Source organism: Aequoribacter sp. (assembly GCF_965659035.1).
In the GTDB taxonomy this organism is placed as follows: Bacteria; Pseudomonadota; Gammaproteobacteria; order Pseudomonadales; family Halieaceae; genus Aequoribacter.
Window position 1 is genome coordinate 1 of the sequence record NZ_CBFHWH010000073.1, and the last position, 10804, is coordinate 10804.

The 10804-nt window shown below is 51.5% G+C and carries 10 protein-coding genes; 9 read left to right on the forward strand and 1 reads right to left on the reverse strand.

Annotated features, from left to right (window positions below; translation table 11 throughout):
* Positions 1–223 precede the first annotated feature (223 nt).
* The 7 genes from ACTF5Z_RS09575 (at position 224) to ACTF5Z_RS09605 (ending at position 7555) form a co-directional block, all read left to right on the forward strand.
* The gene (locus tag ACTF5Z_RS09575) at positions 224–1267 is read left to right on the forward strand and encodes an agmatine deiminase family protein (protein ID WP_438985440.1); all 1044 of its coding nucleotides are present in this window, start codon (positions 224–226) and stop codon (positions 1265–1267) included.
* Complete coding sequence (locus ACTF5Z_RS09580; protein ID WP_438985441.1) at positions 1257–2144, forward strand: carbon-nitrogen hydrolase; 888 nt, start codon at positions 1257–1259, stop codon at positions 2142–2144. Before ACTF5Z_RS09575 ends, ACTF5Z_RS09580 begins: the two co-directional genes overlap by 11 nt.
* Positions 2144–2587: a hypothetical protein gene (locus ACTF5Z_RS09585; protein ID WP_438985442.1), complete on the forward strand. Its 444-nt coding sequence runs from the start codon at positions 2144–2146 to the stop codon at positions 2585–2587. The genes ACTF5Z_RS09580 and ACTF5Z_RS09585 overlap by 1 nt, the downstream gene beginning before the upstream one ends.
* Before the next feature lie 25 nt (positions 2588–2612).
* Positions 2613–4559, forward strand: coding sequence for an acetoacetate--CoA ligase (locus tag ACTF5Z_RS09590; RefSeq protein WP_438985443.1), 1947 nt, complete (start codon positions 2613–2615; stop codon positions 4557–4559).
* Between the two features lie 183 nt (positions 4560–4742).
* Positions 4743–5957: a NupC/NupG family nucleoside CNT transporter gene (locus ACTF5Z_RS09595; RefSeq protein WP_438985444.1), complete on the forward strand. Its 1215-nt coding sequence runs from the start codon at positions 4743–4745 to the stop codon at positions 5955–5957.
* 8 nt (positions 5958–5965) lie between these two features.
* Complete coding sequence (locus ACTF5Z_RS09600; RefSeq protein WP_438985445.1) at positions 5966–6823, forward strand: 2OG-Fe(II) oxygenase family protein; 858 nt, start codon at positions 5966–5968, stop codon at positions 6821–6823.
* 18 nt (positions 6824–6841) lie between these two features.
* Positions 6842–7555 carry a uracil-DNA glycosylase family protein gene (locus ACTF5Z_RS09605; protein ID WP_438985446.1) on the forward strand — a complete coding sequence of 238 codons (714 nt, stop codon included), beginning with the start codon at positions 6842–6844 and terminating at the stop codon, positions 7553–7555.
* Between the two features lie 8 nt (positions 7556–7563).
* Here the strand turns inward: ACTF5Z_RS09605 and ACTF5Z_RS09610 are convergent, their stop codons facing one another.
* Entirely contained in the window at positions 7564–8010 is a 447-nt protein-coding gene (locus ACTF5Z_RS09610) for an OsmC family protein (protein WP_423849895.1), read from the reverse strand.
* A gap of 153 nt (positions 8011–8163) precedes the next feature.
* On the opposite strand from ACTF5Z_RS09610, the gene ACTF5Z_RS09615 reads away from it, so the two are divergent.
* On the forward strand, positions 8164–9408 hold the full coding sequence (locus ACTF5Z_RS09615) for a GGDEF domain-containing protein (protein ID WP_438985447.1): 1245 nt from the start codon (positions 8164–8166) through the stop codon (positions 9406–9408).
* 25 nt (positions 9409–9433) lie between these two features.
* On the forward strand, positions 9434–10804 hold a 1371-nt coding region (locus ACTF5Z_RS09620), incomplete at its 3' end, for an AMP-binding protein (RefSeq protein WP_438985448.1).

Here is a 10804-nt window from a genome sequence, read left to right on the forward strand (position 1 = left end):
TTCTGGCACGCGGTATAATCACTCAGGTGTTCGTGGATCCTGACACTCGAAAGTCGATCGCGATACCTGAGCCATTTCGGTCAAATATCATCGAACGGCAAGGCAACTGGTTAGTCGAGTAACATTCATCGAAACCTCGGGATTCATTCAACTCTCGAAGTACGCTAAAACATCGACCATACCTCACTGTTCTTATAGAATGGTGACTTTTTCAGGGGGTGTCATGACGCGCCGATTGTGGCCCGAGTGGCAAGAACAGTGGGGCGTGTTACTGGCATGGCCTCATGCCGAGACCGACTGGGTTGGCAACCTAGACGCCGCTAGGTTGTGCTATCGAGATATCATTGTTGCCATCACGCGGTATGAATGCGTTCTGTTGTTGTGCCGAGATGAATCAACTCAGATCGAGGCACAAGCCATCTTAAGCAGTTCAGGTGTCGACTCGGATCGTGTCATCTTTTTGGTTTTGCCTTACGACGATACTTGGGCTCGAGATTTTGGTTTTATCTCGACTTTTTCCGAGACGGGGCCCGTGCTGCTGGACTTTCAGTTCGATGCGTGGGGCGGGAAATTTAATGCCTCGGCGGACAACGACATTAATCAGCAGCTCTTTCGCCAACCTTTGCTGAATCACAACCAAACCGAAACGCAAGTCTGGGTGTTGGAAGGTGGAAGCATCGAAACCGACGGTCTAGGAACCTTGCTGACCACCCGTAAGTGTCTGCTGAACCCTAATCGCAACCCAGATCTCGATGAGGCGGAAATCGAGCGGCGTTTACAGTCGTCTTTGGGCGTAGACAGAGTGCTGTGGTTGGATCACGGTGAGCTAGAAGGTGACGATACCGATGCCCACATCGATACCTTGGCCCGTTTTGTGGACGAGCAAACCATCGTGCACATGGCCTGTAGCAACCCCAAAGATGCGCATTACCGCGAGTTGCAGGCAATGGCACTGGAGTTGCAGGCTTTACGGCAGCTTAATGGTGCGCCTTATAACCTTGTGCCGATTGAGCTGCCCGAAGTCTTCGACAATGAGGGACGGCGTTTGGGTGGGAGTTACGTCAATTTTCTATTGGTGAACGGTGCATTGATTGCGCCGACTTATGGTGACGATGTGGCAGATGGCGCGGCTTTGGCACAGCTTGCTAAGGCTTGCCCGAATCGAGACATTGTCCCCGTGGATTGCCGAGCATTGATCGAACAAAATGGCAGTTTACACTGTGTCACTATGCAAATACCCAAAAAGGTGGTGAATTGTGAGTCGTGAGATAACCGTTGGCGTCGTTCAACACGCAAATACCGGCGACTATGCTGGGGATGTCGCTACCAGTGTGCAAGGTATTAGGCGAGCTGCAGCGAAGGGAGCAAATTTGATTCTGCTGCAAGAGCTGCACGCGGGTTTGTACTTTTGTCAGGTCGAAGACACAAACAATTTTGATCTAGCAGAAACGATTCCGGGTCCAAGCACCGACATCTTTGGGGCTTTGGCGGCTGAATTGAACGTCGTGATTGTTTGCTCGTTGTTTGAGAAAAGAGCCACGGGGCTTTATCACAATACCGCGGTAGTGCTAGAGACTGACGGGTCCATTGCAGGCTGTTATCGAAAGATGCACATTCCTGACGATCCAGGCTACTACGAAAAGTTTTACTTCACACCGGGCGACTTGGGGTTTACCCCTATTCAGACCTCGGTGGGTAAACTGGGCGTTCTTGTGTGCTGGGACCAGTGGTATCCCGAGGCCGCCCGACTTATGGCCTTGGCGGGAGCGGAAGTTTTGCTGTACCCAACCGCGATTGGTTGGAATCCAGACGACCCCACCGACGAGCAAGCGCGTCAGCGTGAGGCCTGGATTACTGTGCAGCGAGGGCATGCGGTTGCTAACAATCTGCCGGTGTTAAGTGCTAACCGCATAGGATTCGAAGGTGACCCCAGTGGGCAAACCGCGGGCTCGCAATTTTGGGGCTCAAGTATGGTTGTCGGTTGGCAAGGCGAGTTGCTTGCTCAGGCTGATACCAAAAGCGCTACGGAGTTAGTGGTGACCTTGGATCTAGATCGTACTGAGCAGGTGCGACGCTGGTGGCCCTACTTGCGCGATCGTCGTATCGACGCTTACGGCGATATCACGAAGAGGTATCGAGACTGATGCAGCATCAATTGAGCTCAGGTCTTACGATAGAGTCGGAGACAATTGCCTTCTCGAGAGACGTCCATGGTCTAGCCTACTACGTGCGAGCCGAGGGACCCACAAGCTTGCTTTGGCGAGGTAAAGTTATCAACGGCCATGATCAAAGCCGTCACCCACAGGGTTTTAGTGCGCCAATTGGCATGCCGGACAGCTTATCTTCTGCGGGGGCATGGCGTGCGGTCACCGACCAAATGTTAATTGACAGAGGGTTAGTGGCTGGAAATACGGTGCAATGGCGTTACCCGTCGGGTGTGGTTTTTCAGGCTAAATATCTGAATTCCACACGTTTAGACGGCGTGCTTGTGTTAATGACCTTCGACGAGTGCTCTATCACTGCACCGAGTGGTGACGTGCTGTACGACCCCAGCTGGGGCCAGTTTGATTTAGCGGTCGCAGAGTAAAACAATAAAATACTAGGAGTATTTGGTGACAATACCTTTGTGGGTGCCCTCGAAAGAATGGGTGCGGAAAACACACATGGCCGCGTTTATGGATGCTGTAGGTCAAAAATACGGCACAGACTTCAGTAATTATGGTGATTTACACGCTTGGTCTGTCAGCGCCAAAAGCGATTTTTGGCAGGCGGTTTGGGATTACTGCGGTGTCGTATCGAAATCTCAATCTGATCAACCCTTGCTGCATGAAGATCAATTCCCAGGCGCTGTTTGGTTTGAAGGTGCACGGTTGAATTTTGCCGAGAACTGCTTGCAAGGCGATGACGAGGCCTTGGCGATTATCGAGCGCTTGGAGTCGGGGCGGCGTCAAACGCTAACGTACGGTCAGTTGCGCCAGCGAGTGGCGGCGGTGCGGGCGTTCTTAAAAGAGCAGGGTGTTGGCGTAGGTGATCGCGTGGCGGGTATGGTACCCAATACGGCGGATACCGTCGTGGCGATGTTGGCAACCGCGAGTCTAGGGGCAGTGTGGTCAAGCTGTTCACCCGATTTTGGTACCAACGGCGCTTTAGATCGGTTTGGACAGATAGAACCTAAAGTGCTGTTTACTTGTGATGGTTATCATTACAGCGGTAAGACCTTTGACATCTGCGAGCGCGTCTCAACTATTTTGGCAAGCCTACCTTCTGTTCAAGCCTGTGTTGTCAGTCGACTACTTAACGACGGGCAGGTCGAGGGTAGCACGGTTTTCGACTTTGAGGATTTGGTCTCAGAGCGCGTTGGCGCGTCGCTCGAATTTACGCAGCTGCCGTTTAATCACCCTTTGTACATTCTTTACTCTTCGGGTACGACGGGTAAGCCCAAGTGTATTGTGCACAGCGTCGGCGGTACTTTGCTGCAGCATTTAAAAGAGCATCAATTGCACGCCGATATTCACGAGGGTGACCGCTTATTTTTTTATACCACCTGTGGTTGGATGATGTGGAATTGGCTGGTTAGTGGTTTAGCCAGTAAAGCCACCATTATTTTGTATGATGGCGCGCCAGTTTATCCCTCGGCGTCAGCGCTTTTCGAACTGATTAATCAAGAGGAGGTCACGGCCTTTGGCGCGAGTGCTCGTTATATTGCGGCACTTCAACAAGAGGGGTATGTCGCCGCTCCGCATACCTTGGCGCACTTAAGGGTTATGCTTTCGACCGGTTCGCCTTTAGCCCACGAGAGCTTTGAATACGTTTATCGCGACATCAAACAAGATATTTGTTTGGCCTCTATCTCGGGCGGTACCGATATCGTTAGTAGCTTCGTGTTGGGTAACCCCATATTGCCGGTGCATGCTGGGCAGATTCAGTGCGCTGGTTTAGGTATGGATGTTCAAGTTTGGAACGACGCCGGGGAGCGCATTTATCAAGACAAGGGTGAGCTGGTGTGTGCCAGCCCTTTTCCGAGTGCACCGATCGGTTTTTGGGGCGATGCTGACGGCAGTAAGTATCACGATGCTTACTTTGCGCAGTTCCCCAATGTGTGGGCCCATGGTGACTTTGCCGAGCAAACGGCAGAGGGTGGCTTTGTTATTTACGGCCGCTCAGACGCGGTGTTGAATCCGGGCGGGGTCAGAATTGGCACCGCCGAAATTTATCGGCAAGTCGAGCAAATCCCCGAGGTACTAGAGAGTGTTTGCGTCGGTCAGCGGGTAGGTGATGACGTTAGAGTAGTCTTGTTTGTCGTGATGCAAGCGGGCCAGGCCTTGACCGATGAAGTTATCGCCAACATCAAACGCAGTATCCGAACGGGTGCATCCCCTCGGCATGTGCCTGCGGTAATCAAAGCCGTGGCTGATATCCCGAAAACGCGCAGTGGTAAGATCTCGGAGATTCCGGTGCGTAAAGCTATTCACGGTGAAACCGTCAACAATACAGAGGGCCTATCAAACCCTGAATCGCTGGCCTTGTACTTCGGCATATTAGACGGTGAGTTAGCCTGACATGCCCTCAAGGTCGCTGTTGAATTTGGTGCGAGTGATGTGGAATGCCCGTCATGCGGTTGTCTGGCTGTCGCAGATGTCGGGTGTATCGCTACCCTTGCAGGGGAGAATGCTTTATCCTCTCGCTCAACCCAAGTGCGGGTATCGTCTCATGATTAAAAATACTATCGTCGGAATTTACCTATGACCAGCCTACTTGGGATCTTGCTTTTACCATTGCTCGCCTATGCTCTGTCCACGCAGCGCTCAGCCATTCGCTGGCAAACGGTTGCGGTGGCTTTTGCGCTTCAAGCTGGGATTGGTGGTTTTGTTTTGTTTGTCCCATGGGGCAAACAATTGTTGTCGTCCATGGCTGGCGGAGTAGGGGAACTGCTTGGCTACTCTCGAGTAGGTATCGAGTTTTTATTCGGATCCTTGGTCAGCAGCGATTCCATAGGTTTTGTGTTTGCTTTAAGCGTTTTGCCAGTCGTCGTGTTTTTCTCCTCATTAATCGCCGTCTTGTACCACATTGGCGTGATGCAGTGGGTGGTAAAGTTTATCGGTGGCGGTTTGCAAAAAGCTTTGGGCACCAGTCATTCCGAGTCATTGTCAGCGGCGGCTAATGTGTTTGTTGGCCAAGCCGAAGCACCTCTGGTGGCTAAGCCCTACCTACCGGGTATGACGCAGTCTGAATTGTTTGCGGTTATGGTCGGTGGATTGGCGTCGATCGCTGGATCTGTAATGGCCGGCTACGTGGCTCTGGGTATCCCGCTTGAATATTTGCTAGCCGCCAGTTTTATGGCTGCACCGGGTGCGCTGATGATGGCAAAGCTCGTTGTGCCCGAAACGGGAAAGCCTGTGCAGCCCGGTAGTGACGATGACACTACCGAAGAGCGGTACGTTAACGTGTTCGATGCAGCCGCGTCTGGTGCGATGTCGGGCATGCAAATGGTTTTGGCGATCGGTGCCATGCTGTTGGCTTTCATTGCGTTAATCGCACTCGCTAACGGTATTCTCGGTTGGGCTGGCGGTCTGTTTAATTATCCGGACCTTACCATTCAATCGATTTTAGGTTACCTGTTTCAACCCATCGCATTTGCCTTGGGGATTGGCTGGGACGAAGCGCAACTCGCCGGTAGTTTAATTGGGCAGAAGCTTGTACTGAATGAATTCGTAGCCTATGTCGCTTTTGTCGATGTCGCGGATCAAATGTCTGATCTATCGCAAGCGATCGTTATTTTTGCGCTCTGTGGGTTTGCAAACTTCTCGTCGATCGCTATCTTGCTGGGCGGTATTGGATCGGTCGCGCCTAATCGTCGTGACGATATCTCGCGCTTAGGGTTTAGGGCTCTGTTAACGGCTACTCTAGCGAATTTAATGAGCGCCGCTTTGGCAGGATTTTTCTTGTCGTTATCCTAGGGGGGGAGATGTCAGATAACAGCGAAAACAGGTCCTTACCTGTCATTGAATATGGTTCTCCGGGTTGTGACGAGGCCTTTGTTGCATCACTAAAAACCTTCGGATTTGCCGCATTCTCAAATCATCCCTTGGATATTGGGCTGATTCAAAAGATCTATCGAGATTGGCGCGCGTTTTTTGCAACGCAGAACAAGTTTGCTTACGCCATGGATCGTGAAAAGCAAGATGGTTACTTTTCGCTAGAGCAAGCAGAGCACGCCAAGGGTTTCGCTTTAAGAGATTTTAAAGAGTACTACCACTATTACCCTTGGGGGCGGTGCCCTGAGACCTTGAAAGCGGATCTAGAATGCTATTACGATCAAGCGGTGGAGTTTGCCAAAACACTACTCACTTGGGTTGAGCAGTATTCTCCGCTTGATGTTTCGCAGTGCTTTAGCGAGTCCCTAAGTGCCATGATTGAAGCCAGCCAGCAATCCTTGCTGCGAGTGTTGCACTATCCACCGATGACAGAGGGGCAGCAGCAGTTACCGCGCGCAGCCCCGCACGAAGATATTAATTTTTTGACAATATTGCCAGCTGCCGACGGCCCAGGGCTGAAAATCCTGTCGCAAGAAGGCGATTGGATTGACGTGCCCAACCGGCCCGATCAGGTGTTAATTAACATCGGCGATATGCTGCAAGAAGTTTCGGCTGGATACTTTCCATCAACGACGCATCAAGTGTCGACACCCTCGGGAGAGGAGTTGTCGCAGGGCCGAATGTCTTTGCCTTTGTTTTTGCACCCGCGGCCTGAGGTTGTGCTGTCGCCCAGACACACAGCCGAAAGCTATTTGCACGAGCGTTTGCTTGAGCTTGGTGTTGCATAAGCGTTTTTAGCCAGTTGAATGCAGAACTTAGCGCAGAACATAGAGCAATATGAGAAGCTGGCCAATAATGCGCTAGCCAAAATCGTCTTTGCCGAGCCGGTAACGCACGTATACAACCCATTGGTGTACGCGGCTAGGCCGCATAACGTTTATTTAGAGCGTTTTGTATCGCACCGTCCGAAAGCCTTGCTTTTAGGTATGAATCCGGGCCCCTACGGTATGGTGCAAACAGGTGTGCCCTTTGGTGAAGTTGCAATGGTGCGCGATTGGTTGGGTATTAATGAGCCCGTTGATCAGCCTGAAATCGAACACCCAAAACGGCCAGTGTTGGGTTTTGAATGTACACGCAGCGAAGTATCCGGTCGACGTTTTTGGGGCTGGGCACAAGAACGCTGGGGTTCTCCAGACGCATTTTTTAAAGACTGTTTCGTGCATAATTTTTGCCCATTGGTTTTTATGGCGGAAACGGGTCGCAACATCACTCCGGATAAACTCAAAAAAGATGAGCGAGAGGCGCTGTATAGCATCTGCGATGACTTGCTGCGTCAAGTCGTCGAATTGATTGAGCCTGGCGCGATTGTCGGCGTCGGGGTTTTCGCTGAAGAGCGCGCCCTTAAGCTCGCGTTAGATGTGCCGGTTTATCGTATTCCTCACCCAAGCCCCGCAAGTCCTGCCGCGAATCGCGGTTGGTCGGCTATGGCGAACAGCGCCTTTGATACCTTGCCTTTGTAGGCGCCTGATTAGGTCAATAAAGACCCGTCTGGAGCACGCACCGTAACCTTCACGTCGATACCTTGGCGGACGCTTTGGGTTACGACACAAAAGTCTTCGAATTGCGACAGAGCTCGCTCCAAATGTGGCATCGTGTCGGGCGCATTGCCCAGAGTTAATTCGACGTTCATGTGCTCTATACGCCAGCGCCGGTCGATGCGCGAAAGCTCGCCGTGAATTTTTGCGGTGATTTTGCCCGGATCTTCCTTAAATTTTTGGACCGCGAACATCAAGCTCGCTGCTAAGCAGTTAGCGACAGAGGCGGCTAACATCTTTGAGGGGTTCGGGCCTTTGCCTTCACCCAAAGGTGCTGGTTCATCGGTCACGAGTTGGCCAAACTCCCCGAAATCGACCAAAAACCGAAATCCGTCGACCAATTGTATAGATACCTCAAAGCTTGGATTTTCTGCGCTCATAACTCATCTCCTAGGCTGAGTAGGATTGTGCGCGCTTTTCATTTAATGGGCTTTGATGCGGGTCAATAAAGCGTTATGGCAAACATACATTAAGAAATTTAGACTTTGTAAAGTTGCGTGATAGACTTGCCACAAATTCCTGTGGCGAGATGAATGGATCAGTCGATTCTGACTCAGGCTTTGCTCAGCGAGCAGACCGTAATATTGGTGTCCGGTATGACCTGTTTGGTTATGCCTGCGCTTATGGTGGTCTACAGAGCTACGCGAGAGACCTATCCGGGCTTTGGTTTGTGGGCTCTGGCATTTGTGTCTAATGGTGTCGGGTCTTTGTTACTCGGTGCACAATTGTTTTTGCCCGTCTGGCTGTCATTGTGGCTTGGCAATGTGTTGATTGTTGCCTTTCCTGCCTTATTATCCTTGGGGCTTAATGTATTTATCGAGCGACCTGCGCGGTGGCGAAGCTATGGCCTGAGCTTGCTGCTCTATGCCGTTTTGCAAGGTGTATTTGTCTACTACAACACGGATATTGGCTTGCGTTCGGTGGTGTTTAGCGCCTTTGTTTTTTCCTATGTGGCCCTGCTCGGTTGGAATGTTTATGAGCATTTGCCACGCGTATTGGGTAAGCGCGATTATTTGGCATTAACTGTGATTGGAGCAACTATTGCCATTCCTGTCTTGCGTTTTGGCAATATCTTGTTGGAGTCGTCTTACCAAAACCCCGTGACGTTTCAGAATGTCGATATCATTTTTATTATGATGATGGTGCTGGCTTCGGTGGCGATGGTGGTTGCAACCATCTCAATGAACCAGCAACGGCTAGAACATGATTTACGGCAGCTCTCGGATGCGCTAGAGGAGAAATCTGCTGCGCTTGAGACACTGAATAGCCAGCTGAAAACCGCTTCTTTAACGGACTTTCTAACAGGTTTGGGTAACCGCCGATTTTTTGATGAAGAGTACAAGACCGTCTGGAAGCGATCGATAGAAGAGCAAACGCCACTCACTGTCCTACTGTTAGATGTGGACTGCTTTAAGCTCTACAACGACTCGCTGGGTCACTTAGCGGGGGATGATTGTCTGAAACGCATAGGTCAGGTACTTATGGCTTATCCCGGATTTAGAAATAGTTTGGTCGCAAGAATCGGGGGCGAGGAATTTGCAGTGGTGATGGAAAATCCCGCTGATGAAGCGCTTGCACAAGCCGAACAGTTGGTATCCATGGTGCAACATTTGTCGATTCCACATCCAAGCTCCTCAGTAGGCCCCTCGGTGACGGTCAGTATTGGTGTGGCCGCCCGCGACACCACGGATACGACCCCCTCAAAAGTGTTGTCACGGGCAGATCATGCGCTATACCATGCGAAGTCATCGGGGCGCAACAGAGCGCTCGCGGCATAACGACTCAGTCATCCAGTAGGTTCTTATGGTGCAGCCACAGTTTTTGCACGATCTTCCTCGTGCTCGCGCGCATTGCACGCCCGAGTCCTGGGCTCTTTTGGGTGACTCTGAATTAACCTACAGCGATTTAGCACAGCAAGTGGATGCACTTGCTCGTTATCTCGCTAAAAACTATTCCCCGGGTTCTCGAGTTGGTGTTCTGGCGTGGAATAGCAACGAATACCTTATTTTAATTTATGCCTGCTCCGCCGCAGGCTTAGTGCTTGTGCCACTAAATACTCGCTTGGCGGGCGCGGAGTGGCGGTATCAGCTGCAGTCAACGCGCCCCAGTTTGTTGGTGTATGGTCCGGAGTTTAAACAGCAAAGTCTTGGCTTGGCGGTAGAGCTTAAGGTTCAGCACGTGGGAATCGAAATCCTGGTAGAGCGCAGAGCTAAAGCATCTGAGACTGCCTTGCCTATATTGACATCTGACCTCCCCGTATGGATTTTGCACACTTCCGGATCCACCGGTAAACCCAAAGGCGCGATGTTGACCCATCAATCGTTTTTAGCGGGTTTGGAATCTGCCGCACAGGGCCGCCCAGTCTTAGACACCGATGTGTACTTATACCCGTTTCCTTTGTTTCATGTGTCGGCGCACAACGTCTTTTTGCAGCATCGATACGGTGCCGCAGTTTTGCTGCTGCCTGGGTTTGACGCCGATCGAGTATTGAGTCTTTGTGAGCAAGGGCAGGTATCTACCTTGAGCCTAGCGCCGACTATGCTTGCTATGCTGCTTGATCATCCGGGATACTCTCCTGAGAAGTTAAAAGGTGTTCGAGCTATTGGTTATGGTGCATCAGCCATGCCGCTACCCCTCATGCAAACGCTGTTGAGTACTCTGGATATCGAGCTGTCGCAAAGCTACGGTATGACAGAGCTATCGGGCAGTATCTCTTTTTTGATGCCTGACGATCATCGCGCAGGGCTCACGGATGCAAACATCATGCGTTCTGTTGGACGCCCCGTGAAAGGTGTTGAGGTCAGTGTCCGGAATGATCGGGGCGATGTGTTGCCCCCGGGTTCGGTGGGAGAGGTCTGCGTTGCGGCGGATCAATGCATGACAGGCTATTGGGAGCGCTCGCAAGAGACAGAGAGTGCGATTGGCGCAGGATTTTTGCGAACCGGGGATTTGGGGGTCTTCGATGAGCGCGGGTATTTAACCCTCGTAGACCGTAAAAAAGATATGATCATTAGCGGCGGGGAAAATATCGCTTCGCGCGAAGTTGAGGATGTTTTATCCGCACACAGCAGCGTGAAGCAGGTCGCAGTAGTAGGCTTGCCCAATGATCGTTGGGGCGAGGTCGTTTGCGCCTGTTTGGTGTTGTGTCGGGCTGTTGAGGCTGGGGAGCTGGAT